Below are 24,093 nucleotides of genomic sequence, written 5' to 3'. Positions count from 1 at the left end.
TCCGTGATTAGATCGCGGCAGGGTCTCGGCAAACTGGCGCCGTAGTCTTAAAGCGCCTTCTCCATGAACAGGCTGAGCGGATCCGGCTTATAAGGCGCAAAGGCCTCGATCTCCACGAACCCCGCCTTGCGGTAAAGACCGATCGCCTCCGGCTGGCTGATGCCGGTCTCGAGGCGAATGGCGGAAAGGCCAAGCTCGGCGCCGCGCGCAAGAAGCGCATCCATGATCAGCTTGCCGATCCGCAATCCCCGCGCCTCGGGATCGACGAACATGCGCTTGATCTCCGCCGTGCCGTCACCCGCCTCCACCAGCGCGCCACAGCCGACCACGCGGCCATCGTGCCGCGCCACGAAAAACGAAACATTGTCCTGCTCAAGCTGGCCGATATCGACCAGATGATTGCTTTCGGCGGGATAAAGCGAGGCCATATAGGCGTTGGAAAGGTCGATGAGGCGCAGAACCGCATCCTGCCTCGGTGTTTCAAGCTTGATTTCGGTGGCCAATGCGATGCCTGCCTTCTCTGTAAAAATGCGTATTTCGTCGTAATGTCACTGCAATCGGGATAGATGAGTTTCTAGAGCATAATTCCCGACAGAGGCAACACACCCCATGAAAACAGCCCTCGTTCTCATGACCTTCCTTGGCTGCGACGACAGCGCCACCGATTGCCATTACCTCGCCACCTCGCAGCAGCGCTGGACGAGCATCGAACTGTGCGACGCCGTGTCGGAAAAGGAGCTGGAGCGTTACGCCAACGCGCCCTACCCTGTCGTGGTAGCCGTGTGCCAGACACCGGGCGAACAGGCGCCGCAGACGGCCGGTACGCAACCTCCAGCCACTGCGCCGGCCACTGCCCCGCAGGCAACGGCAGCGGTTACGCCGAAGGAGGAGGAAAGCCTCACAAAACAGGCAATCAGCCGTGTCAGCCGTATCCTGCCTTCCACGGAAGGCATAAAGCATCTCCTGGGCACGCCGGTGAGGATGGTTGAGAACAGCTATTCGTGGATCGCAAAGCGGTTCGATAAGTGATTGCTAGGAACCGATCTTCCCTCATTCTTGTGCTTGTCACAGGAATCTAGCCAGCCCAAGTCCTTAGGGCTTAGAGCGAGTCTTTTCGCCGCGCAGACGCGCGTCGGCTGGATTCCTGTGACAAGCACAGGAATGAGAGTGTGGGGATTCTCCTGCCCGGAAACATCACGAATCTCACGCCGCCTCGAGCGAAAGCGCTTCCGCGTAATACCGCGCCTTTTGCCGCTCTTCCGCAATGGCAAGTTTGCGCACGGCATGCAGCAATTCGAACAGCGTTTCGGAACCGTTGACGTCGCGGAAATGCGCCAGCAGTTCCGCCGAGACTGAGGCCGCCACATCGGCAAGCTGCGATCGGGCAGCGCGGCGCCACAGCAGCGTCGCCTCGATAAAGACGTCGACAACATCGCCGAAAAGACCGACCGACTGGAATAGCGCCTTCAACGCATGCGGCCGCCCGGTCGCCAGAATGGCGCGCACCTTGCGGTCATCGAGACCGGAGAGATTGACCATGGCCGCCGTGAAGAATTCCAGGCGTCCCGAACAGACGGCATGGATGAGCAGCGCGGGCGTCAGCTCCAGCCGCTGGCGCAGATGCTCCACCAGCGCCGGCAGCTCCGGCGAGGAAACGTTTGATGCGATAAGGATGGTGGCGGAATCTTCCGCCTCGCGGAAAACGCTGTCGGCGCGGTTTCGCGCGATCATCGCGTGAACGAGCGCGGAGCCTGCGAGAGCTTCGCTGATGCGGCCCACCAACAGGTGACGCGCATCGGCGGGCAGCGCCTCGCGGCGAAGCAGGAGGTCGCGAATATCGGCGTCCGAGCCATGACGCTCGGCGATGCGCCTGAGCGAAAACGGCGTGATAAAGGCATCGTCGTTTTCGAGCAGGATGATGGTTTCCGGCAGTTCGCCCACTTCGGCAAGCGCTGCGCAAACACCGCGCGGCAGGCCAGGCCGTGCCGCAATGAGCGCGCGCGTCAGGCTTTCGCCGCGCCCGGCCAGATCAACCAGGTCGGCCTCACCGAGAACCGGTGAACGGGCAATGACGGTGCAGGCGATTTCCGGCTGGTCTTCGGCGAGTGAAACGAGAATGGCGCGCGGTGCGTCATGGGCGTCGGCAAGCGCTTCGGCAAGCGCCAGCCGCACACGCGGCGAAGGATCGTCAAGCAGATAGGTCATCGCCATATAGGCGGCATCGCGGTTCTCGCGCGCCATGTCGGACTGAAGATAGGCACGGCCGAGCGCATTGGCGGCCTTCGCCCGCTCGGTCGATCCAGCCTTTTCAGACCAGCGAAGAAATGCCTGTACGATCACCTGAGCCTCGAAAACATTCGCAACAATGGATGACGGCATCATCGCCGCCACCATGTATAAAACTCTAGGCGCAAATGGTTTACGTTTGGTTCACCATAAAAATTAACCGCCGCCGAAGAAGGGCTATATTTACGGCGCGGTAGAGGGGCGCTGCAGCTGGAATACATCGCTGCCGCCATCGCAGTAGTCCATATAGCCCATTCGTGCCACGGGTCGCGACAGCCCCATATCGATGCGGCCGTCGCGAATGATCGTTTCATCGATATGGATCGCCATGACCTGCCCGATCACCATCCACGAATCCGCTGGCTGGCCCTCGACGTCCGTAAGCTGCTGTATCTGGGTCACGCGGCACTCCAGAACCGCCAGCGCCTCGCCGACGAAAGGCGCATCCACCACCCGCCCGTCGACGGCAGTGAGACCGGCAAGGGCGAATTCGTCGACATCATAACCGACGGGCGCCGAAGACGCATTCATCCGGTCCACCAGATGGCGGCTGACGAGATTGGCGGTGAAGACGCCGGTTTCCTCGACGTTGCGCAGGCTGTCCTTCCTGCCGCTGGAGGAGAACATCACAAGCTTTGGCCGGTCCGAAATCGCATTGAAGAAGGAATAGGGCGAGAGGTTGAGAGAACCGTCGCTGCCCTTCGAGCCGATCCAGCCGATCGGACGCGGCGCGACGATAGCCTTGAACGGATCATGCGGCAGGCCGTGCTGATTGGTGTCCGTGGTGTAGAACATCAAACGTCCCCGACCCAGGTGACGACATCGGCAAGCTCCGGCCGCGGCCGCTCCACCGGCGGGAATGTCGTCGAGCCGATATGAATGAACCCGGCCACTTTCTCTTCCGCGCCGACCTCGATTTCCGTAAGAAATGCGGAATCGAAAGCAAGCCATTCGGTCAGCCAGTTCGCTGCAAAACCGCTGGCATTGGCGGCGAAGATGAGGTTGAGGCACACAGCACCGGCGGACATGACCTGCTCCCATTCCGGGATTTTGAAATGCGGCTTTGCGGTGCTGATAACGGCGATAACGACGGGCGCGCGGGTGAAGCGTGTCCGTTCCGCTTCCTGCTGCTGCAGGTCCAGTTCCGGGTTCTTTTCAAGCGCGATCCTGAGCGCCGTCTCACCGAGACGCACGCGCTCCTCGCCGCGATAAACGACGAAACGCCAGGGGGCCAGCTTGCCATGGTCGGGCACACGCACGGCAAGACGCAGGATTTCCTCGATTTCAGTCTTAGAAGGCCCCGGCTCGGCAAGTTGCAGGGCCGGGGTGGAACGGCGAACCTTGAGATAGTCGAGGAGCTTGATATCACTGGTCATGATTAAAAATCTTCCATTCTGCTGTCATCGCAAAAACATTGGGCCTTGAAATAGCCACGGCATTGGTTTTGAAGTGATCCGGGAAAATCAAGAAGTCAATCGGTATCGAAAATGTCGGCAATCAAAATCGCGGCACGTCTGACCATTGCATGTGCCGCGCTTGGCCTTTTATCACAAGCCGCTTTTTCGCAGGACGCCTTCAAAGACTTCAAGCAGCTCGGCGGCACGCCGAAAATGCCGAAGCTCAATGCTTTCACCGCCCCAACGGCGCCCAACGCCCCGGAAAGCGCCGCCCGTGACATCGCCATGGAAGCCAAGCTGACCAGCGAAGGCGAAGCGGTGAAGGAAGGCCTGTCATGGCGCGTATTCAGCCCCATTCCCGGCGCTGACGGCAAATTGCCGATGCTGGCAAGCTCGGAAGGCGGCTCCGCCGAATTTCATCTGGTGCCGGGCGAATATTTGGTCAACGTCGCCTTCGGGCGCGCGGGCGTCACCAAAAAGCTCAATGTCCCGACTTCAGGCAACGTGCAGAAACAGGTGCTGATTCTCGATGCCGGCGGCTTCGTACTGAATGCGGTTGCGGGTTCCGACAAGCAGATTTCCGGCAACCAGCTCAAATTTTCCGTCTATTCCTCAGACGTCCGCTCCGACGGCGAACGCGGCCTCGTCATGGCCGATATCAAGCCCAATACCATCGTGCGGCTGAACGCGGGGACCTATCACGTGGTTTCGGAATACGGCAATGTCAACGCGGTGGTGCGCGCCGACATCCAGGTGGAAGCCGGCAAGCTGACGGAAGCGACCCTGCAGCATCAGGCCGCGCAGATCACCCTCAAGCTGGTCTCAGAACCGGGCGGCGAAGCCATTGCCGATACGGCCTGGTCGGTGCTGAACGGCGGCGGCGACGTTGTCAACGAAAGTGTCAGCGCCTTTTCGACCATGGTTCTTGCCGAAGGCGAATATACCGCCATCGCCCGCAACAAGGACAAGGTCTACCAGCGCAATTTCAAGGTGACCTCCGGCCGGGATTCGGACGTGGAAGTGCTGATGAAGGACCAGGCGCCGGAAGAGATGTCCGGGGATTTTGAGTAGCCGACATTTCACATTCATCGTCTCGTCGGAGGCGAGATTGTGAGGAACGACCCACCACCCTCCACGTCCTCCTCGGGCTTGACCCGAGGATCCATTCCCCGCGCCAGACCGTGGATCCTCGGGTCAAGCCCGAGGATGACTTCAGAGAGCTTTAAGCGTCCCTTACCCCGCAAACAAAAACGGCCCCCGAAGAGGCCGTCGTTATTTGTCAAGCAACCTGCTTCTTCGCCGCAAGCTTGCGCTTTATATCCGGCGGCGTCGCCTCGTCCACGAGGCTGGTGATCGCCTCCTCGAGCGACAACGACGTCTGGTTCTGCGAACCGAGACGACGGATGTTGACGGTGCGCTCTTCCGCTTCCTTACGGCCGCAAACGATGATGACCGGAACCTTGGTCACCGAATGCTCGCGGACCTTGTAATTGATCTTCTCGTTGCGGAAATCGGTCTCGACCGCCATGCCCGCTTCGCGCAGCGCTTCGGCGACTTCGCGGCCGTAATCATCGGCATCCGAGGTGATCGTCGCGACTACCACCTGCAGCGGGGCGAACCACAAGGGCATGTGACCGGCGAAGTTCTCGATCAGAATGCCGAGGAAACGCTCCATCGAACCGCAGATGGCGCGATGGATCATGACAGGCTGCGTCTTCTCCGAGTTCTGGTCGATATAGAAGGCACCAAAACGTTCAGGCAGATTGAAGTCCACCTGCGTCGTGCCGCACTGCCACTCACGGCCGATGGCATCCTTCAGCGTATATTCGAACTTCGGCCCGTAGAATGCGCCCTCGCCCGGCAGGATGCCGGTCTTGATGCGGCCTTCGGACTGTTCCTCGATGGTCTTCAGAACCTCCATCATCACGCTCTCGGCGCGATCCCAGAGATCGTCGGAACCGACGCGCTTTTCAGGGCGCGTGGAGAGCTTGACGACAACTTCGCTGAAACCGAAATCCTCGTAGACCGAGAGGATGAGGTCGTTGATGCGCAGGCATTCCGCCGCCATCTGCTCTTCCGTGCAGAAGACATGCGCATCGTCCTGCGTAAAGCCGCGAACGCGCATCAGGCCATGTAGGGCGCCGGAAGCCTCGTAGCGATGCACATTACCAAATTCCGCAAGGCGGACGGGCATTTCGCGGTAAGACTTCAAGCCATGTTTGAAGATCTGCACGTGACCCGGGCAGTTCATCGGCTTGAGCGCAAAGACACGCTGGTCGGCTTCCTCGTCATCGGGATGGGTGAAGGCATGGGCGGATTTCACCGCGAACATGTTTTCCTGATACCAGCCCCAGTGACCTGAAGTCTCCCACAACGACTTGTCCAGAATCTGCGGCGCGTTGACTTCCTGATAGGTGTTAGCAAGCCGCCGGCGCATATACGCCGTCAGCGTCTGGAACATGCGCCAGCCCTTGCCGTGCCAGAACACGACGCCCGGACCTTCTTCCTGGAAATGGAACAGGTCCATCTCGCGGCCGAGGCGGCGGTGGTCGCGCTTTTCGGCTTCGGCCAGAACGTGCAGATAATTATCCAGCTCTTCCTGGGTCGCCCAGGCGGTGCCATAGATGCGCGACAGCATCGCATTGTTGCTGTCACCACGCCAATAGGCGCCGGCCACCTTCATCAGCTTGAAGGCCGTGCCAATCTGTCCCGTGGAGGCCATATGCGGACCGCGGCAAAGATCGAACCAGTCGCCCTGATAATAGATTTTCAGGTCCTGGCCTTCAGGAATGGCGTCGACCAGCTCGACCTTGTAGTTCTCACCCTTGGCGGCAAAAACTTCCTTGGCCTTCTCGCGCGACCAGACCTCGCGGGTAAACGGTTTGTTGCGCAGAATGATTTCCTTCATGCGCTTTTCGATCTTCGGCAGATCTTCCGGCGTGAAAGGCTCGTTCTTGGCAAAGTCGTAATAAAAGCCGTTCTCGATAACAGGGCCGATCGTCACCTGCGTGCCGGGCCACAGTTCCTGCACGGCCTCGGCCATGACGTGGGCGGCATCGTGGCGGATGAGCTCCAGCGCGCGCTTGTCGTCGCGCGTGACGATCTCGATTTTGCCATCGGTGATGGTCTCGGACAAATCGCGCACGGTGCCATCAAGCGCAATGGCGACGGCCTTCTTGGCAAGCGATTTGGAGATGGATTCGGCGACCTCACGGCCGGTCGTACCGGCGGGGTAGCTGCGCACGGATCCATCGGGAAATGTAAGGGAAATGGCTTCAGACATCGTCTCGTGCTCCTGTCCAGTCCCGCCAACGAATGCGGGTGGTGTTGGAATAATGATTTGCCCGCAACAGGCCGGCACGCAGGCTGATAAAGGCTTTTGCCATTGCAGTCAAAGGTGAAGGGTGCTTCAGCGAAGCATTTCCGCAAGGCCATTGACCGTATTGGCGTTACGGGTCGTGCCGACACCAAGCCTTTTGGTGGTCAGGACAGGCAACAGCCGGCTCTCGCTCGGTTTGCCGCAAAAATCGATCCATAGATCGCCACCGGCAAGCGTGATCTTCTCCCTGCCCCGATATTTCTCCAGCAATTCGAGGACGCTGTGGTCCAACGGCGCCCGCATGACCCTCACGCAGACATCCGGCGGATTGCCTTGCGGAAACGGATTATCCGCCGCCAGTTTCAGCCAGTCGTCGCCCGCGCGAACGAGAATATCGACATGTTTACCGAAACGCTTTTCGAAGGCGCGCTCCAGCCTGTCCTCGATCTCGCGAACAGGTGCCATCTCGGCGCGAAAAACCAGATTTCCGGTCGCGACAAGCGTCTTGCAGTCGGTAAACCCCAGCTGTTCCGCCAATGCCCTGAGATCGGCCATGATGAGCCGCTTGCCGGGGCCGAGCACGATACTGTGCAGCAGGGCAACATAATCATTCATCGATGCAGGCTCCAGTAACGCCACGGCGCCCACCAGCGCCGCGTGCTGCCGAGCGTTTCCGGCACCGGGTCCAGCCCGCTGGTGCCGCCCGGGCCGCAGCGCGCCACGCGAAACAGCGTCATCCACCCGCCGGCCCACAGCCCGTGGCGGGCAATCGCCTCATAGCCATATTCGGAACAGGTGGGGATATGGCGGCAGGAATTTCCAATGAAGCCGGATAGCGTCAGCTGATAAAGCCGGATGAAACCCACGCCCAGAAGCCGCCCCGGCGTTTTGGCGAAGCTGCCCGCCCAATTGCGGGATCGGCTCGCTTTTTCCGCTGTCTGCTGGTGCCGGCAGCCCGGTTCGCCACACATCGCCTAACCCGCAACGTTCAGAGCAGGCCGCCCCTCAATCTGGTCGAGCGCATCGACCACCGCTTCGAAGGTCAGCATGGTGGAGGCGTGGCGGGCCTTGAAATCCCGGACGGGCAAAAGCACTCGCATGTCCTCAAAACGACCCGTCGGCCCCTCACCGTCCTGTTTCAGCATGACGAGCATGTCTTCCCGCGCCTGCCGGATTTCGCCGCTGGAAGCCCCGACAATGTGATGCGCCATGATGGAGGCCGAGGCCTGCCCCAGTGCACATGCACGGACTTCGTGCGAAAAAGCCGTCACTATGCCTTCTTCAACCTTCAGATAGACCTTGAGTTTAGAGCCGCATAGTCGCGAGTGTTTTTCAGCACTCGCATCGGCATCCTCGAGAATTCCCGTCAGTGGAATATTCCCGGCGAAGTCCAGAATGCGATTGTTGTAGATATCGTCCATCGTCAGGTGCCCGGCGCGCTCAAGAATGCCCAAAAACAGGACAGGTCAGATTTTTCAAACACAGCGTTTGTCGCAGTGAAGCTTTCCTGCCCTTCATTCTCATTATATGCTAACGAGCTTTCTGGACATCAAGCCGTGATGAAATTAACGGCTCCGATACCGAAATAACAGCACCGGTCTTGCCAAAATGCTGTAAAACAACCAGATAGCAGCAACTGCGAACATGAGTTCGCGATGAAAAACGAATTCAGGTGCGGCCTTTACCCGCATCGGGAGAGACGGAATGGATGCGATCGTGAAGAATTTCCCCGGCGCTGGCGCAAAACCCGACGTGGCAGAAGCTCGCCCAAGCCAGGCCGAAGCGGAAGAAGCAGTGCGCGTTCTTTTGCGCTGGGCAGGAGAAAATCCCGCCCGCGAAGGACTTCTGGATACGCCGAAGCGCGTCGCCAAGGCCTATCGCGAGCTTTTTGCCGGTTATGAGCTGAATGTTCAGGACGTGCTTGGCACGACCTTCGAGGAAGTCGGCGGTTATGACGATGTGGTGCTGGTGCGCGACATCCCGTTCTTCTCCCATTGCGAGCACCATATGGTGCCGATCGTCGGTAAGGCGCATGTCGCCTATCTTCCGGCTGGCCGCGTGCTCGGCCTGTCGAAGATCGCCCGTGTCGTCGAAATCTTCGGCCGCCGCCTGCAGACGCAGGAAAACATGACCGCGCAGATCGCAAGATCGATCGAAGAAACGCTGAAACCGCGCGGCGTGGCCGTGATGATCGACGCCGAACATATGTGCATGTCCATGCGCGGCGTCAACAAGCAGGGGTCCACGACGCTGACCACCAGCTTCACCGGCACGTTCAAGAACGATCCGGCCGAGCAGGTGCGCTTCATGACCATGGTGCGGAACCGCTAGTCGTTCCGCCATTTTCCGGGGTTACCATGTCCATTCCCTTTCCATCCGCGCCTGCGGACAAGGAAGTGCTCGAAAACGCAGGCCTGTTCTCGCCGAAATTCGATGCTCACGGCCTCGTTACCGCCGTGGTCACCGATGCGCGTGACGGCGAATTGCTGATGGTTGCCCATATGAACGCTGAAGCTTTGTCGCTGACGCTCGAAACCGGCATTGCCCACTACTACAGCCGCTCGCGCGACAAAATCTGGAAGAAGGGCGAGACCTCCGGCAACCTGCAGACGGTGAAGGAATTCCGCACCGATTGCGATCAGGACGCCGTGTGGCTGAAGGTCTCCGTCGCCGGCCATGACGCGACCTGCCACACCGGCCGCCGCTCCTGCTTTTATCGCAAAGTCGAACTCTCCGACGGCCAGGCGGTGACGAAGATCACCGACGATACCCGCCATTTCGATCCGGCGACCACCTATTCCGCAACTTGAACGGCTACCTTCCATCGGCCGCACCAATTTGCTACCAATATAGCGGGTTCCGGGGATAGGACGGAGCCTGACGGAACTGGCAGGGAGTGCAGTCATGTTGGGATGGGGAAATCGTCACAATCAACTTTCGGCTGGCAATCCCGAATCCTTCGGCAACGAACCGCCGGTCACCCAGATCGTCGACAAGCACCGCATAGCGCTCGCGCTTGGCGGCGGGGCTGCGCGCGGCTGGGCCCATATCGGCGTCCTACGGGCGCTGGATGAGGCAGGCGTGAAGATCGGCATGATCGCCGGCACCTCGATCGGCGCGCTGGTCGGTGGTTGTTATCTCGCCGGCAAGCTCGATGAGCTGGAAGAATTTGCCCGCTCGCTGACGATGCGCCGCATTGCCGGCCTGCTCGATCTTACCATCGGCGGCGGCGGGCTCTTCGGCGGCATGCGGCTGACCAAGCGCATGCAGGAACATCTGGAAGGCCTGCGCGTCGAAAACCTCGACCATCCCTTCATCGCGGTCGCGACGGAACTGCGCACCGGCCACGAGGTCTGGATTCACCAGGGCGATCTCGTCACCGCGCTGCGCTCTTCCTATGCGCTGCCGGGCATTTTCGAACCCGTGCAGTGCAACGGCCGCACGCTGATCGACGGCGCGCTCGTCAATCCCGTACCGGTTTCGGTCTGCCGGGCCTATGAGCAGGCGCTGGTCGTCGCGGTCAATCTGAATTACGATCTTTTCGGCCGCTCCGCCGTGGTCAAGCACTCCGCGTCGCCATCGCATGGCGGCGTTGCGCCGGCTGTGGAAAGCCCGCCGCGTCCCGGCCTGCCGGGCGTCATGGTGCAGGCCTTCAACATCATTCAGGACAGGATTTCGCGCTCGCGCCTGGCGGGCGATCCGCCCGATCTGATGCTGCATCCGCGCATCAACGATATCGGCCTCTCGGAATTCCATCGCGCCAGCGAAGCCATCGACCGGGGATATGAGGAAACACGCTCCCGCATTCCGGAACTGGAGCGCATGCAGCAGGCATTCCGGCGCTGATGCGCGAGACCCTCATTCCTATGCTTGCCACACGAATCCAGCCGACGCATCTGCTTGGCGGAGGGACTCCTTTCAGCCCAAGGACTTGGGCTGACTAGATTCCTGTGGCGAGCACAGGAATGAGGGACGTGATTCGCGTCGCGAACGAAATCACCCGGCAATATAGGCCTTGATTTGCTCCGCTTCGGCTTCGATCTCGCCAATCCGCGCCTTCACCACGTCACCGATGGAAATGATGCCGGCAAGGCGGCCATTTTCTTCAACCGGCACATGCCTGAAGCGTCCGCCGGTCATGATTTCCATCAGCTGATCGGTGGTGGAATTATGCTGGCAGCGAATGACATTCTTGGTCATGGCCACCGACACGGATTGCTGGAGGGAGGCGGCGCCCTTGCCCGCCACAGCCTTTACGAGATCGCGCTCCGTGAAGATGCCGAGAACGACGCCATCGGCGTCTGTCACGACGACGGAACCGATCTTGTGAGCGTGCAGCGTTCCCGCCGCCTCACCGATGCTGACCTCCGGACCGACAGTCACGACGTCCCGGCCCTTGCGGTCGAGAAGATCCTTTACGAATGTTGCCATGCCTTCCTCCTCTTTGCAGCGACCCGCAGCGCCGCAGTCTCCTCCGGCGGTTGCAAATCATGGATATGGTGCGCTGAGGCCCGCATGAATGCAATCCCGGATGGGACGCGCGAAAGCAAATTTGCGCCACGGCCGACAAGGAGTGTGATCGGCTCAGACCAGTCGCCGATCGAAAAGCCCGAAGAACAGGAAGCCGAGCAGAAAGCCAAAGACATGCGCGTCCCAGGCGATTTTGCTGCCGACATCGCCGAACAGCGGCACGCCGACCGCAATCAGCACATTGCCGAACAGCCACATCAGCGTGAAGATCAGCACGGTGCGGTTGGAAAGCGCCCCGAGAATGCTCTGTCTCGGCATCAGATGCCCGAAGGAGGCGCTATATCCACCGCGCGCAGGAAAAGCGAAGCGGCAGGCCGCCCCCATCAGCGCCGAAACGACCCCGGACGCCCCGATCAGCACCGTCACATCGCCCCAGTTCAGCGCCGCATGGCCGAAGGCGGAAACGGCGGCGGAAATGCACCATAACAGCACGAAGCGCACTGTTCCGATCCGGCGCAGAACCGGCGCGCCAAAGGCCATCAGCCACAGGCCGTTAAAGAGAATATGCTCGATGCCGCCATGCAGGAAAGAATAGGTCACCGGCGTCCAGAGCCATTCCAGACCCTGCTGGGAAAACGGCACCGCATAACGCAGCGGAATGAAGCCGAAGGTGAAGATAAACCAGCCATTGCCTTCCTCCGAAAGAAGATAGGCGGGAACGACATAAGCGACGATCAGCGCGGCCAGAATGCCGACCAGCAGCGACGGCAAGTTGAAGACGGGATTGTTCGTGTCGTCTTTCGGCTCCGGCGTTTCCGAAACCGGCGGCTGTTCGCCGTCCCCGTAGGACATGATCCCATCCCTGTCTTGGTCGAATTTTGCGTTCCCCGAGCAATATAGGAAGCCCGAACGAAAAAAAAGCCGTCCCGCCTTCGAAGCGCGCGACGCCCAACCGCTATCGGCAAGGACGCCGGGCCGCAGACGGTCCGGCTTGCGGGCCCGCCTTGAAATAACAGGCGACGCCATCGAATTGTGCTGACGGAGCTTTCCCCGACATGGCCGTTCCGATGCCACGACTATCGCCACCGGGCAATATCAACCCTTTGTTAACCTTAATAAATCCACTTGGCACGAAAATCGCTAGACCTCCAGATACAGACGTTCGGATGGACATGATGTCCCAAAAACGAACATGGAGAGATGCTATGAAGAGCATGGCCGGACTGGAGATATACGCTTATTGGGATGAACTGCGCGGCAAGCGATCGGCCCCGCGACGCGAGGACATCGATCCCGCAAAGCTGAAACATCACCTCGGCGATCTTTTTATCCTCACGGACAAGGGAGAGAACACCCCGTTTTTCCGCCTTGCCGGTACACGTCTTTGCGACCTGTTCGGCCGGGAATTGCGGGATCGCCCGTTTTCGGAGTTATGGCAGCCGGCGAACGCCGTCTTCCCCTGCCGCGTCGCGCGCGGCATCCTGCACCACCAGTTACCCGTGGTCTTCGATGTCGAGGCGGAGGATAGCTATGGCGCGGCGCCGCTGGCATTCGAAATGCTGCTCCTGCCGCTGCGCACCGATCCCGACGCCGCCCCAAGGCTGCTCGGGGCGCTGCTTGCGGAGCGGCCGCGACACGAATTCGCCGCGCCCATCCAGTGCCTGTCCATAAAGAGCAGCCGCCTTCTGCTCCTGGACATCGCGCCGGCAGGGTATCCGGTGAATGGGATGGCCGCCGATACACCGCGCGCCGAAAGCCGCTGACGGACCTGTTCCAACGCTCCCCGCCCCTCCAGGAGAGGTCCGGCAGCACCCGAATCTCAAAAAAATACGTCAGAACTGTAACGATATTGCCGATCAGAACAATTGTAGAGATTAAACAATACAGTCTGTTAACTCGCGCAAGGTAGAAACTTACCGTCATCATTCATTACAATTGCGCTGCCCATGTTTTCGTCTCGTTCGGCCAACACCGCCCAAATCCTGCGTCCGGTTGAGGAAGCTCACCTCGACGACGCCGTCCGTGTGTCCTTCACCGGCCGCCTGATGTTGCCCGATCATGAAGAATATGATTGCACCGCAACCGAGATGACTGCCGAAAGGGCGCAGTTCACCTGCCCAGGAATTGCCCGCCGCGGTGATCGCGTCATCGCCTATCTCCAGCATATCGGTCGGATCGAAGGCACGGTGACATCACTCATCGCATCCGGATTCCTCATCGCCATCAACGCGCCGGAGCGCAAGCGGGAAAAACTCGCCGCGCAGCTCGCCTGGATCGCCAAGCGTCAATTGCTCGGCCTGCCGGAAGACCGCCGCCACGACCGTCTGACGCCGCGTAACGCCAAGGCACAGCTCGTTCTGGAAGACGGCGTGCTCGTCGCCTGCCGGCTGATCGACCTTTCCCTGTCAGGTGCGGCCATTGAGATCGAAAACCGGCCGCCGCTCGGAAGCCGGGTCCAGCTCGGCAAGAATATGAGCGGCAAGATCGTGCGCCACTTCATGGAAGGCGTCGCGGTCGAATTCGACCGGGTGCAATCGCCCGATGCGCTGATTGAATTTCTCTAGGACGTTCCATCGAACGCGGCAGGTTTTGCGCCCGTAAGAATACGGCGGCGTCTTCAGCGCGCGTTGCGCTCGCCCCATCGTCTCATAATTGAGAAGATTCCCTGATCGCGGTGTGGCGGTCTATGCTCTGCCCTTCGCGGCAGCGTCACGATCACACATCGCTCATGGCGTCCGACACTCCATTCTCTGCTTCTCGCCGCCGAACCTCCACTTTCACGCCATGACCGCGCCGGCTCTGATCCGAGACAGCGCCGCGAACCATTTAGCGCCCTCGCTCAGGTCAGCCGCCGCGCGAACTGGGACGAAAAGCGCTCCGCAAAACTTTTTTCCGGAAAAAATGCAGTTTTTTTGAAGTTTTTTTGCCGCTTTTTCCGGCCTGTCCCAGCCTGAAACAGCCATCCCGAAACGGGAAATCCACCACTTCCTTGAGCGCCGTGAACCGGCCGCGCGCCGCCATGAAAACCGCAGGATGCGGAAAATCGCTGTCAATACAGCGGTCTAGATGGCTACCAAAAGCCTAAGGCCAAGACGCGTAAAATTGTAATAAAATTTGCTTCAAACACGCATAAAAACTAGTTCAAATACAGTTCAAAACAACGGCTAATTTGCTGAAATTTAAGCTCAAATTGCGCTTCGCAAATTTCCGCCGGGTCAAAATATACCTGCGAATGTCTCCTCACCACGGGGAGACAAGCAATGAACAAGAACAACCGTTTCGTTTTCACTCTGATCGCATTCATCGTCAGCGCCTTCGCGCATCAGGCAAGCGCCTCGCCGGCCGCCGTCATGCGCGTCATCGGCAAAGCCAACCCGCCGATCGGCCACTATGAATTCTGCCAGACCTATCAGAGCGAATGCCAGCCGACCTCGCTGGACAACGGCCCGATGAAGCTGACCGAAGAGCGCTGGAAGACGATGCTCGACGTCAACTACACCGTCAACACCACCATCACGCCGATGACCGACATGGAAATCTATGGCGTCGAAGAACGCTGGGCCTATCCCACCACGGTCGGCGACTGCGAAGACTTCGTGCTCCTGAAGCGCAAGATGCTGATGAACAAGGGCTTCTCCGCCTCCAACCTCCTGATCACCGTGGTTCTGCAGCCGAATGGCGAAGGCCATGCCGTTCTGACCGTCCGCACCGATCGTGGCGATTTTGTTCTCGACAACATGCGCAACAAGGTCATGAACTGGTCGGAAACCGAATATACCTATCTGAAGCGCCAGGACACCGCCAATCCCGGCCGCTGGGTGAAAATTCAGGATGGTCGTGCCACCACTGCGGTCGGCGGCATCAACTGAACCAACAAACGACCTGTCTCCCCAAACGAAAAAGTCGGCTCCGCAAGGATGCCGGCTTTTTCATGTTCAAATCCGTTAAGCGTCAGAGCAACCCAAGCTCCGCCAGTTCCCGCCTGAGATCGGAAGGCATGTCCTCGCCGCCCGTGCCGCCGCCGAGATCGCGTGGCGCCTCGTCATCCTTCAGGTAACGCCAGCCCTGAAACGGGCGCTTCGGCGCGGGTGAGGTTTCGATGACCTCTGGGCCGAGAATGAGATCGCAGCGGGAAATACCGTCTTCGCCCTTGAAGGAGCGGATATCGAGAAGTGTCTGCCGCGCCTGCACCTGTCCCTTGATGACCCAGTAGAGAGAGCCGCCTTCCAGCAGTTCCTCGACGCGCTTTGGGATCATCCGGGTGGTGTGGACGCTATGCGGCTCAAGGCCAGCGGCAATTGCTGTCAGCGCGCGGTGCGCGACCCAGTCTCGCAAGTCCTGGATCGAATCCGCGCCAACGCAAAGTTTGATGAGATGTAGAGGCATGCCTCTATCAATGCCTTTTTGCGACGGGCGTCAAGCATCTGCACGACGCCTGCCGCCCTGCCCGCTCAGCACTCCACAACGTTGACGGCGAGGCCGCCGGTGGAGGTTTCCTTGTATTTCTCGCTCATGTCGTTGCCGGTCTGGCGCATGGTCTCGATGCAGGCATCGAGCGGCACGAAATGCTGGCCGTCACCCTTCAGCGCCAGCGAAGCCGCTGTTACCGCCTTGACGGCGCCAAGCGCGTTGCGCTCGATGCACGGCACCTGCACGAGGCCCGCGATCGGATCGCAGGTCATGCCAAGGTGATGTTCGAGCGCGATCTCTGCGGCATTCTCCACCTGTTCGGGCGATCCGCCCATGACCGCGGCAAGACCCGCCGCCGCCATGGCCGCAGCCGATCCGACTTCGCCCTGACAGCCCACTTCCGCGCCCGATATCGAGGCATTGTGCTTGATGATGCCGCCGATGGCGGCGGCCGTCAGCAGGAAGTCCCGCACGTCGTCAATCGTCGCATCCTCATGGAAATGCCGGAAATATCTGACGGTGGCCGGAACGACACCAGCCGCACCATTGGTCGGCGCGGTCACCACACGGCCGCCGGCGGCGTTTTCCTCGTTCACGGCCATGGCGTAGACGCTCAGCCAGTCATTGGCCATGACCGGGTTCAGCCGGTTGCTGCGCCATTCCGCATTCAGCTTTTCGTAAATGGAGCGGGCGCGGCGGCGCACCTTCAGACCGCCAGGCATGATGCCATCCACTTTCAGACCGCGCTCGATGCAGCCATTCATAGCTTCCCAGATCTGGTCGAGACGCTCGTTCAGTTCTTCGCGGGAAACCACCGTCTCCTCGTTGGCGCGCTTCATCTGGGCGATGGTGCGGCCGGAACGGGCCGCCATATCCAGCATTTCCCGCGCCGTCCCGAAGGGATAAGGCACGCGCGGACCGTTATCGATGGACTTGCCGCGCTGCTTGATCGCCTCCAGTTCCGTATCGGTCACGACGAAACCGCCGCCGACGGAATAATAGATGCGCTTGATGAGAAGCCTGCCCTGATTGTCGAAGGCGGAAAAAGTCATGCCGTTGGCGTGGCCGGGCAGCGGGTTCTTCTTGTCGAAGACCAGATCCTCGGCCGGATGGAACAGATAGGACGGGTGACCGGGCGGTGTGACCGTGCCCGCCTTTTCTACCGTGTCGATGATCGCATCCATGGCATCGGGATCGACAAGGTCCGGCCGCTCGCCGGTCAGGCCGAGGATGACGGCACGCCCGGTACCGTGGCCAATGCCGGTAAAGGCGAGCGAACCGTGCAGGCTGACCTTCAGCTGCGCAACGGCCGCGCCTGCCGGCCGCGGCCACTCATCGCTAAGGATCAGCGCCAGAAAGCGGTTAGCCGCCGTCATCGGCCCCATCGTATGGGAGCTCGAAGGACCGATACCGATCTTGAAGACGTCAAAGACCGAAAGAAACATGAAGTTCGCCCTGAATAAGAATGGATTCCTCCACCATCATATCCAAAGCGGCAACGGATCGCCACAAAAGAGCGTCAGCGGTTTGCGCAGCTGCGACATGAGCGTCGCGGAAACGAAAACAGCACGGTTTCCAGAGGAAAACCGCGCCGTTTCAAAACCCGTCATTCAGGAGAAGTGCTTATGGGCTGCCAAAAATGTATGTCAATGCGAGAAAAGCGGCAAAGCCTGCAAGTGCGCGCAAAGTGACGCCCCAGCAGGATTTCTGAGCGGTTTCTTCCATGATTACTCCAGCTATTCACTCTCCGGGGGATCTTCAAGACCCGGCCCGTTGAGCCAAGCATTTATTAAAATCCGGCGGCGAAGGCAAATGCAAAAAGCGGCTAAATGAAGGCGTTTTTGACAGGCTGCCATTCGCGGTATGCATAGGTATGTGAAAAAACAAGGTGTTAGCGCGATGTGTGTTTAAGCGCCATTTTGGCGATCGCCGCAATTTAGGCTAAAGTGTAACCGTTATTTAAAGCTTTCCCACAAACACCTGTTGAAAACTCATGCGGTAAAACACCTTAGAGTCGAATTTCTTTTGCCGAAGCGCCGAGTCTTGAAAGGCCGCGATTGCTGCTTTATCGACGATGGCAACGACAACGATGCGAGTCTTTCCATGCAGCAGGCATCCTCCTTTCCTGATCGCGAAACGGTCGCGTCGAAACTCACTTCGCTTGGCAGTGAGGATAAAGCCTGGGTGCTGCTGTTGATGGAAAACGCCCTGCAGGACGAAAACCTGCTGGCCGGCCTCAATCTTTATCTCGACCGGCAGGCCAATGCCCGTATCCTCAACAGCCTGAAACTGGAAACGGCGGGCGAATGGCTTGGCGGCAATGCCCCTGCCCGGCTGCAGATTCGCATCACCGAAACCGCAAGGGCCAGCCAGCACCCCGCCTATATCGCCTTCCGCAAGGGGTTGACGGCATCGGCCGGTCTCGAAAAAGCCTATCCCAAGGCGCCGATCTGATCGGCCCGCCTAGTCCGGCACCCTGTCTACAACAGCGATAATCGGCCCCATCGGAAAGAGCGAGTCCCGCCTTTTCATCGCGGGAATATCGACGCTTGAGATCGTGCCGTCGAGATAGAGCGCGTTCGGCGCATCCAGCACATCCCTGAACAGCGTGGCGAAATCGTAAAATCGCACGGTATTTTCCGAAATCGCGAAATGCACCATGCCGTCGCGGGAAACGCCGACGCCGTTGCGCCGCTTCAGACTGTCGCTATCGGGCAGAAAGCGCGGATGCAGCGCGCCGTCTATGACGAGCATCGGCCCGGATTGCGTGGCGAAATCCGGTTTCGGATCCGCCGCCAGATAGGCCCCGGTTTCCAATACGCCAGCCTTGTCCCCCTTCAGATAAAACACACCGTTCGGCAGAAGGTGAAAATTACCCCAGCCGCCCCGCGTGCTGATCGATGAGCGCTCCACCCCATTTTCAATGTAGAGGCCGACCGGCGAATAGTCGGAATGATACATGCCGCCGTTCATGGCGAAGATGCTGAACATATGCTGGCGCCACAGGGCTGAAGAAAGATCGGCGAAACTCCGATATCCCTGCCCGGAGATATGGTCGCGATCATAAATACGGATGGTGTTCTTCGCCGGATCGAAACTGCAGACGATATAGCGCCCACCCGCATGGTCGATGGCCTTGCAGAAATCCGCCTGCCCGCCGGCCTGCGCGGAAAATGGCAAAAGCAACGGCAGCAGCAACTGCGCCAGTTTCTTCATCGATAAAATCATGCCCGCCCCTTTGATTCTCATCAGGCGAACATTCGCAGGGAAATTCGGTCAAAGAAAAGGCGCCGCCCTGGTTTTCAGGCAACGCCTTTCCGGGAGGGGAGTCGATTAACGGCGCGCTGCGCGGTCCACGCTGCGGCCGGCATCCTGCGTCGCGTCAACGGCGTTTGCCGTATCCCGGCCCATGCCGCGAATGGTGTTGCCGCAGGAACTCAGGGTGACAACGGTCAGCAAGGCCACGAAAACGGTCGAAAGAATACGTGTAATCATGTGAAACTACTCCCCTATGACTTGCCGTCCAAAGGCAAGCGCCGATGTGATATGCGTCACAATAACGTGAGTCCGAAAAAACGGTTCCAGCGGCATTTCAAAAAATCCCGTCGATGAAAATTAACATGGTTTTGAAGTTCACGCGTGAAACTCGGCATCTGGATCATGGCTTAGGAAAATCCCGTGGGTGATATGACTGACATCAACAATCGGCTTCTGGTGATGACGGCCGGGGGCGCAAACCCCAATGTCATGATCAATGCGCTGGCGACACGATTTCCCGATATCCATGTTTTCATGGAACAGCCGGAAAGCAAGTCGGTGATTTTCCGGCGGCGTGCGCGCCGACTGGGCTGGATAATCGCCGCAGGCCAGATGGCGACGATGATCGCCTCACGGCTCGGCAAACGCTTCACGGTGCGTAGAAGCGCTGAGATCATCGCCGAACACGGTCTTTCCGCCGATCTCCACCACAGCCTTCCCGTCACGCAATTCGCCTCGCTCAACGATGAAGAATGCCGCAACGCCGCCAATCTGCTGAAACCGGCGGCGATCTTCACCATTTCCTGCCGCCTGCTGACGCCAGCCACGCTGCAAGCCCTGCAATGCCCGGTCATCAATTTCCACGCCGGCATCAACCCCGCATATCGTGGCCAGATGGGCGGTTACTGGGCACTGGTGGAAAGGGACCGCGGCAATTTCGGCGCGACCGTGCATCTGGTCGACAAGGGTGTGGATACCGGCGCCACGCTCTACGAAAAGCGGCTGAAACCCTCGCCTTCCGACACGATTGCCACCTATCCGCTGCTCTTGACCGCCGCTTCGGTGGACATCGCCGTCAGCGCCATAGAGGACGCCCTTTCCGGCAGCCTTGCGCCGCAGCCGCCTTCGCCCGGCAAATCGGTACTGCGCTTCCCGCCAACCATCTGGACCTGGCTGTGGAATGGCCTGACGAAACGAATCTGGTAAAACCGCACGTCAATGAATTGGGGGCGAGCTTCGTCGCAGATGCAAGCCTGTCTTGCCGCAACAGGCAAAGACTTCGCCGCGAAATAGGTGCATGGTAATAAAAAGGATCACGCACAAATTGCCCGATATTTCCGCTGCTCCCATCATTCCCGCCTCCATCGAAGCCTCGCCCGCGCAGGTGCTTGGCGCAACCGACCTTGCTGGCCTTTTTCCGCAGGGCGTGCGCGTCTATCTCACCGACACCGGAGCAGCCTCGCAGCAACGGCTCGTTGAAGCCGCAGCACATTTGCGCGACCTCGGTTACGAACCGGTGCCGCATCTTGCAGCACGACGCATCCCTTCAAGCGCGGCGTTTGTAGAACAGGTCAGACGGCTTGCCGGAGAAGCGGGCGTAACAGATGTTCTGGTTGTCGGCGGCGGCGTCGAACGGCCGGTCGGCCCCTTCGCATCCAGCATGGACATGTTGTCCACCGGCATTTTCGACCGTTGCGGCATAAATCAGATTGCCATCGCCGGCCACCCCGAAGGCAGCCCGGACTTCAACGACGACACGGCAATGGCCGCACTCCGGTTGAAACGCGATTTTGCGGAAAGAAGCGACGCCGCCATGCGCATCGTCACGCAGTTCGGTTTTGATCCCGCCCGTTTCATCGCCTGGGCGGAAGGGCTTATCGCGTCTGGCATTGAGCTCCCGGTGCATATCGGCGTTTCCGGCCCGGCCAAAATCACGACGCTCTTGAAATATGCAGCACTCTGCGGCGTCGGCAATTCCATTGCCTATCTGAAGAAAAACGCGCTTTCCCTGACGACGCTTGCCAGAGGACACTCGCCGGAAAGCATCGTCGGGCCGATCGAGCGGCACTGGCAGGCCAATCCGCAAGGGCCGATACGGCAAATTCACGTCTTTCCCTTCGGCGGATTGCAGAATTCGGCCGACTGGCTGGTCAAACGTGGAAGCTGGCAAACCGGCGCAGCGGACCGTTCTGCATCGCCGGATTCAAGGGCTGGCTAAAGCATTTCCGGGAAAAGCGGACCCCGGTTTCCGTCCGGAAATGCGCCAAAAATACTCTAAAAGCCGCCATTCCGGCGGCGCGACGGGCCATGGCCGCCGCGTACTCCCGAGGCCTCAAGCCGCCTTGGCAACCTCGAGAAACGCATTGCGAATGCTTTCAGCGACGGCAAGAACAGGACGGGACGCCTTGTCGCCCATGATCAGGCGGATATCGAAACACCCAAGCTCCGGCAGGCCTTCCTTCTCGCCCAGAATGACCATGTCGTTCTGCACATAAGATCGCGGCAGCGGCGCGATGGCGAGATCGGCGACAATCGCCGCACGTTGCGCCATGGTATGACCGCTGAGATAGGCTACCCGGAAATTGCGCCCTCGCTTTTCAAGCGAATTAATCGCTTCCGAACGCCAGATGCAGCCGTCTTCCCAGATGGAGATGGGCAGCGGATCGCGCAAATAGGCGGCGCCGCATTTGGCGCCTGCCCAGACGAGCCGCTCGCGCATCAGCACCTCGCCCGTATCCCGCAAGGGATGGGAGGCGCAGTTGACGAGGGCGAGATCGAGCCTCTGCTCATCCATGCGTTTGTAGAGATTGGAGCTGGAATCGATGGTGACGTCGATCATGATGCCGGGGAAAGCCTCGGCGAAGCGCTTGAGAATGCCCGGCAGCAGGCCGCGCTCGCCAATATCCTCCGGCGCGCCGAGACGGACGACGCCGGAAAGCTCGGGCATGACGAAACGAGACACGGCCTCGTTGGACAACGCAATCATCCGCCGCGCATAGGTCAGAAGCGTCTCGCCATGCGCCGTCAATGTCACCGAGCGGGCGTCGCGCAGGAAAAGCGTCGTTTTCAACTGCTCTTCGAGCTTCTTGATCTGCATGGAAACGGCGGAAGGCGTTCTGAACACCACTTCCGCGGCGGTGGAGAAATTTCCCGTTTCCGCGATGGCGACGAAGGTTCTCAATATGTCGTTATCCAGCAACGGCAGCGGCTGGCGGAAAGTCACGGTCATGGCACGCACCTTCAAATATTTTGATTTATAGATGGATATCATTTCGTTTGATTGAATGTCAACAAGCGCGCACCATCCGGGACATCGATTGACGGGGAGCATCGAGCCTCGTCGGCGGCGACTATAGAAATCGCAAACAGGATCGTGGTTCAGGAAAGGATCAAGACATGACCATGATACATTATCTACCGGTGGCGAACCGTTCCTCGCACCGTCCGTCATCCAGCGGCTGGCTTCATCGCCTGTCCGACCATGTTTCCACCCGTTATGCGGCATGGCGTCGCGAAAAAATGCTTCGTGCACTGGAAGCACTGCCTCCTGAAACATTGAAGGATATCGGATGGCCGACGACGGACAACAGCCGCATAAACGTCATCCGCAGATGACATTCAAACGATGGCTCGCAACGTTTTCAGATGTGCGAGCCATCCCCGCCAACCCGTCTAGTGCAAGGACGAGCGCGCAAAACAGCCTGCCTGTTTTACATGCGACACACCGCCTTTTTTTAAGACTTGTCGCAAAATTTGCATATTTCAAAAGCGATTTTTTGACAGCCCCGATTCCACGGCGTATTTTTCGTTAAAGATGTCGTAGGCAGGACATCCAGAAGACCAATTCCAAGAGAGGAATTGCGTATTCGCAACGGAGCACGGGCAAATGAGCAGGAACTCCCAGAAGAAACGCTCAATCGTCTTTTTTCTCATTCCGCAATTTACCATGCTGCCATTCGCTGCAGCGGTTGAAACGCTTCGCATCGCCAACCGAATGTTGGGCTATCAGGCCTATGAGTGGCGCCTCTCCTCGCTTGATGGCCAGAAGGTCATGTCATCAAGCGGCATCTGTCTGGAGGCCGACACCTGTCTTGCCGATGAGCGGCGTTACGTCAGCGGCGAAAACCGCCCGGAAATGGCGATCATCTGTTCGGGCATCGATGTGGACCAACACATCAACAAGTCCGTCAACGCCTGGCTGCGCGAAGCCTATAATCGTGGCATCGCCATAGGCAGCCTCTGTACCGCCGCCCATATTCTGGCACAGGCCGGCCTTTTGAACGGCAAGCGTTGCGCGATCCACTGGGAGAACCTGCCCGGTTTTTCCGAGGCCTTCCCGCAGGTGGAAGTCTATGCCGACCTCTTCGAAGTCGATAGCAACATCTACACCTGCGCCGGTGGCACGGCTTCGCTTGACATGATGCTGAGCCTGATCGGCCAGGATTTCGGTGAAAACCTCGTCAACCGCGTCTGCGAACAGCAATTGACCGACCGGGTGCGCAGCCCCAATGACCGTCAGCGCCTGCCGCTGCGCGCCCGCCTCGGCGTCCAGAACAGCAAGGTCCTGTCGATCATCGAATTGATGGAAGGCAATCTCGCCGAACCGCTGTCGCTGCTCGACATCGCCGACGCGGCCGATCTTTCGCGCCGGCAGGTGGAACGCCTCTTCCGCCAGGAGATGGGTCGCTCGCCCGCCCGCTATTATCTCGAAATCCGCCTCGACCGCGCCCGCCACCTGCTGGTGCAATCGGCCATGCCGGTGGTCGAAGTCGCCGTCGCCTGCGGTTTCGTCTCCGCCTCGCATTTTTCCAAGTGTTATCGCGAAATCTATAACCGCACCCCGCAGCAGGAGCGCGCCGAACGCAAGCTCCTGATCAGCGCATCGAGAATGGCTATGGCGAATCAGGCGGGTAAGGCCGCGCATTGAGAAGGCGGCTCTAACCTCTCAGGCGC

30 protein-coding genes are annotated in these 24,093 nt (G+C 59.4%); 14 read left to right on the top strand and 16 right to left on the bottom strand.

The window, feature by feature from the left end:
- Positions 1 to 47 precede the first annotated feature (47 nt).
- Positions 48 to 503 (bottom strand): GNAT family N-acetyltransferase, encoded by a 456-nt coding sequence (locus ACQZ48_RS18545; RefSeq protein WP_077982105.1) that lies wholly within the window; start codon positions 501 to 503, stop codon positions 48 to 50.
- A 106-nt stretch (positions 504 to 609) separates the two neighbouring features.
- Between ACQZ48_RS18545 and ACQZ48_RS18540 the strand changes: the two genes are divergently transcribed.
- Entirely contained in the window at positions 610 to 1,029 is a 420-nt protein-coding gene (locus tag ACQZ48_RS18540; RefSeq protein ID WP_077982104.1) for a hypothetical protein, read from the top strand.
- A 174-nt stretch (positions 1,030 to 1,203) separates the two neighbouring features.
- Here ACQZ48_RS18540 and ACQZ48_RS18535 read toward each other — a convergent pair whose 3' ends face one another.
- From ACQZ48_RS18535 to ACQZ48_RS18525, 3 genes are all read right to left on the bottom strand, one after another.
- Positions 1,204 to 2,394, bottom strand: a complete 1,191-nt coding sequence (locus tag ACQZ48_RS18535) for a DUF2336 domain-containing protein (RefSeq protein WP_173989259.1) — start codon at positions 2,392 to 2,394, stop codon at positions 1,204 to 1,206.
- Positions 2,395 to 2,469: 75 nt separating this feature from the next.
- A complete protein-coding gene (locus tag ACQZ48_RS18530) occupies positions 2,470 to 3,081 on the bottom strand; it encodes a flavin reductase family protein (protein WP_077982102.1) in 612 nt (203 codons plus the stop codon).
- Positions 3,081 to 3,662, bottom strand: coding sequence for a nitroreductase family protein (locus ACQZ48_RS18525; RefSeq protein ID WP_137410499.1), 582 nt, complete (start codon positions 3,660 to 3,662; stop codon positions 3,081 to 3,083). Before ACQZ48_RS18525 ends, ACQZ48_RS18530 begins: the two co-directional genes overlap by 1 nt.
- Before the next feature lie 111 nt (positions 3,663 to 3,773).
- On the opposite strand from ACQZ48_RS18525, the gene ACQZ48_RS18520 reads away from it, so the two are divergent.
- A complete protein-coding gene (locus ACQZ48_RS18520) occupies positions 3,774 to 4,754 on the top strand; it encodes a hypothetical protein (RefSeq protein ID WP_137410500.1) in 981 nt (326 codons plus the stop codon).
- Positions 4,755 to 4,962: 208 nt separating this feature from the next.
- Here the strand turns inward: ACQZ48_RS18520 and thrS are convergent, their stop codons facing one another.
- From thrS to ACQZ48_RS18500, 4 genes are all read right to left on the bottom strand, one after another.
- Complete coding sequence (gene thrS / locus ACQZ48_RS18515) at positions 4,963 to 6,966, bottom strand: threonine--tRNA ligase (protein WP_448729160.1); 2,004 nt, start codon at positions 6,964 to 6,966, stop codon at positions 4,963 to 4,965.
- 126 nt (positions 6,967 to 7,092) lie between these two features.
- A complete protein-coding gene (locus ACQZ48_RS18510; RefSeq protein WP_137410501.1) occupies positions 7,093 to 7,617 on the bottom strand; it encodes a DUF1697 domain-containing protein in 525 nt (174 codons plus the stop codon).
- On the bottom strand, positions 7,614 to 7,973 hold the full coding sequence (gene yidD, locus ACQZ48_RS18505) for a membrane protein insertion efficiency factor YidD (protein ID WP_077982097.1): 360 nt from the start codon (positions 7,971 to 7,973) through the stop codon (positions 7,614 to 7,616). Before yidD ends, ACQZ48_RS18510 begins: the two co-directional genes overlap by 4 nt.
- Positions 7,974 to 7,976: 3 nt before the next feature.
- Positions 7,977 to 8,423, bottom strand: a complete 447-nt coding sequence (locus tag ACQZ48_RS18500) for an iron-sulfur cluster assembly scaffold protein (RefSeq protein ID WP_077982892.1) — start codon at positions 8,421 to 8,423, stop codon at positions 7,977 to 7,979.
- A gap of 283 nt (positions 8,424 to 8,706) precedes the next feature.
- Between ACQZ48_RS18500 and folE the strand changes: the two genes are divergently transcribed.
- The 3 genes from folE to ACQZ48_RS18485 all read left to right on the top strand — a co-directional run bounded on the left by folE (position 8,707) and on the right by ACQZ48_RS18485 (position 10,848).
- Positions 8,707 to 9,333, top strand: coding sequence for a GTP cyclohydrolase I FolE (folE, locus tag ACQZ48_RS18495; protein WP_003495569.1), 627 nt, complete (start codon positions 8,707 to 8,709; stop codon positions 9,331 to 9,333).
- Positions 9,334 to 9,359: 26 nt separating this feature from the next.
- A complete protein-coding gene (gene hisI / locus ACQZ48_RS18490) occupies positions 9,360 to 9,812 on the top strand; it encodes a phosphoribosyl-AMP cyclohydrolase (RefSeq protein ID WP_077982096.1) in 453 nt (150 codons plus the stop codon).
- A gap of 94 nt (positions 9,813 to 9,906) precedes the next feature.
- Positions 9,907 to 10,848 (top strand): patatin-like phospholipase family protein, encoded by a 942-nt coding sequence (locus tag ACQZ48_RS18485; RefSeq protein WP_173989270.1) that lies wholly within the window; start codon positions 9,907 to 9,909, stop codon positions 10,846 to 10,848.
- A 150-nt stretch (positions 10,849 to 10,998) separates the two neighbouring features.
- Here the strand turns inward: ACQZ48_RS18485 and ACQZ48_RS18480 are convergent, their stop codons facing one another.
- Both ACQZ48_RS18480 and ACQZ48_RS18475 read right to left on the bottom strand, forming a co-directional pair.
- Entirely contained in the window at positions 10,999 to 11,433 is a 435-nt protein-coding gene (locus ACQZ48_RS18480) for a CBS domain-containing protein (protein WP_080790547.1), read from the bottom strand.
- A gap of 153 nt (positions 11,434 to 11,586) precedes the next feature.
- Complete coding sequence (locus tag ACQZ48_RS18475) at positions 11,587 to 12,324, bottom strand: rhomboid family intramembrane serine protease (protein WP_142912337.1); 738 nt, start codon at positions 12,322 to 12,324, stop codon at positions 11,587 to 11,589.
- 353 nt (positions 12,325 to 12,677) lie between these two features.
- Between ACQZ48_RS18475 and ACQZ48_RS18470 the strand changes: the two genes are divergently transcribed.
- Positions 12,678 to 13,235 (top strand): PAS domain-containing protein, encoded by a 558-nt coding sequence (locus ACQZ48_RS18470; RefSeq protein ID WP_165691128.1) that lies wholly within the window; start codon positions 12,678 to 12,680, stop codon positions 13,233 to 13,235.
- 183 nt (positions 13,236 to 13,418) lie between these two features.
- Entirely contained in the window at positions 13,419 to 14,036 is a 618-nt protein-coding gene (locus tag ACQZ48_RS18465) for a PilZ domain-containing protein (RefSeq protein ID WP_077982091.1), read from the top strand.
- Positions 14,037 to 14,249: 213 nt separating this feature from the next.
- Here ACQZ48_RS18465 and ACQZ48_RS18460 read toward each other — a convergent pair whose 3' ends face one another.
- Positions 14,250 to 14,525, bottom strand: a complete 276-nt coding sequence (locus ACQZ48_RS18460; protein WP_173989272.1) for a hypothetical protein — start codon at positions 14,523 to 14,525, stop codon at positions 14,250 to 14,252.
- A gap of 207 nt (positions 14,526 to 14,732) precedes the next feature.
- Between ACQZ48_RS18460 and ACQZ48_RS18455 the strand changes: the two genes are divergently transcribed.
- Positions 14,733 to 15,341: a transglutaminase-like cysteine peptidase gene (locus tag ACQZ48_RS18455; RefSeq protein WP_003523403.1), complete on the top strand. Its 609-nt coding sequence runs from the start codon at positions 14,733 to 14,735 to the stop codon at positions 15,339 to 15,341.
- 82 nt (positions 15,342 to 15,423) lie between these two features.
- Here ACQZ48_RS18455 and ACQZ48_RS18450 read toward each other — a convergent pair whose 3' ends face one another.
- Positions 15,424 to 15,858 (bottom strand): DUF1489 family protein, encoded by a 435-nt coding sequence (locus ACQZ48_RS18450; RefSeq protein ID WP_191217999.1) that lies wholly within the window; start codon positions 15,856 to 15,858, stop codon positions 15,424 to 15,426.
- Between the two features lie 65 nt (positions 15,859 to 15,923).
- Positions 15,924 to 17,327, bottom strand: a complete 1,404-nt coding sequence (locus ACQZ48_RS18445; RefSeq protein WP_077982089.1) for an L-serine ammonia-lyase — start codon at positions 17,325 to 17,327, stop codon at positions 15,924 to 15,926.
- Between ACQZ48_RS18445 and ACQZ48_RS18440 the strand changes: the two genes are divergently transcribed.
- Both ACQZ48_RS18440 and ACQZ48_RS18435 read left to right on the top strand, forming a co-directional pair.
- The gene (locus ACQZ48_RS18440) at positions 17,326 to 17,715 is read left to right on the top strand and encodes a hypothetical protein (protein ID WP_191217998.1); all 390 of its coding nucleotides are present in this window, start codon (positions 17,326 to 17,328) and stop codon (positions 17,713 to 17,715) included. The two genes, ACQZ48_RS18445 and ACQZ48_RS18440, sit on opposite strands and share 2 nt — an antisense overlap.
- Before the next feature lie 270 nt (positions 17,716 to 17,985).
- Positions 17,986 to 18,336 carry a hypothetical protein gene (locus ACQZ48_RS18435; protein WP_191217997.1) on the top strand — a complete coding sequence of 117 codons (351 nt, stop codon included), beginning with the start codon at positions 17,986 to 17,988 and terminating at the stop codon, positions 18,334 to 18,336.
- A gap of 9 nt (positions 18,337 to 18,345) precedes the next feature.
- Here ACQZ48_RS18435 and ACQZ48_RS18430 read toward each other — a convergent pair whose 3' ends face one another.
- Positions 18,346 to 19,110: a phosphodiester glycosidase family protein gene (locus ACQZ48_RS18430; protein ID WP_191218011.1), complete on the bottom strand. Its 765-nt coding sequence runs from the start codon at positions 19,108 to 19,110 to the stop codon at positions 18,346 to 18,348.
- A gap of 105 nt (positions 19,111 to 19,215) precedes the next feature.
- Entirely contained in the window at positions 19,216 to 19,377 is a 162-nt protein-coding gene (locus ACQZ48_RS18425; protein ID WP_004442283.1) for an entericidin domain-containing protein, read from the bottom strand.
- A gap of 192 nt (positions 19,378 to 19,569) precedes the next feature.
- Here ACQZ48_RS18425 and ACQZ48_RS18420 point away from each other — a divergent pair, with 192 nt between their 5' ends.
- Entirely contained in the window at positions 19,570 to 20,346 is a 777-nt protein-coding gene (locus tag ACQZ48_RS18420) for a formyl transferase (protein ID WP_077982088.1), read from the top strand.
- Positions 20,347 to 20,437: 91 nt separating this feature from the next.
- Positions 20,438 to 21,358: a methylenetetrahydrofolate reductase gene (locus ACQZ48_RS18415; protein WP_077982087.1), complete on the top strand. Its 921-nt coding sequence runs from the start codon at positions 20,438 to 20,440 to the stop codon at positions 21,356 to 21,358.
- A gap of 114 nt (positions 21,359 to 21,472) precedes the next feature.
- Here the strand turns inward: ACQZ48_RS18415 and ACQZ48_RS18410 are convergent, their stop codons facing one another.
- Positions 21,473 to 22,411 carry a LysR family transcriptional regulator gene (locus ACQZ48_RS18410; protein WP_170985519.1) on the bottom strand — a complete coding sequence of 313 codons (939 nt, stop codon included), beginning with the start codon at positions 22,409 to 22,411 and terminating at the stop codon, positions 21,473 to 21,475.
- 125 nt (positions 22,412 to 22,536) lie between these two features.
- On the opposite strand from ACQZ48_RS18410, the gene ACQZ48_RS18405 reads away from it, so the two are divergent.
- Both ACQZ48_RS18405 and ACQZ48_RS18400 read left to right on the top strand, forming a co-directional pair.
- Entirely contained in the window at positions 22,537 to 22,755 is a 219-nt protein-coding gene (locus tag ACQZ48_RS18405; RefSeq protein WP_077982086.1) for a hypothetical protein, read from the top strand.
- 271 nt (positions 22,756 to 23,026) lie between these two features.
- Positions 23,027 to 24,067 carry a GlxA family transcriptional regulator gene (locus tag ACQZ48_RS18400; protein ID WP_077982085.1) on the top strand — a complete coding sequence of 347 codons (1,041 nt, stop codon included), beginning with the start codon at positions 23,027 to 23,029 and terminating at the stop codon, positions 24,065 to 24,067.
- Positions 24,068 to 24,093: the final 26 nt, after the last annotated feature.

The organism is Agrobacterium sp. 22-209-1 (assembly GCF_053522485.1).
Note: the sequence above shows the minus strand (reverse complement) of the source record. Positions and strands in the feature narration are given on the sequence as shown.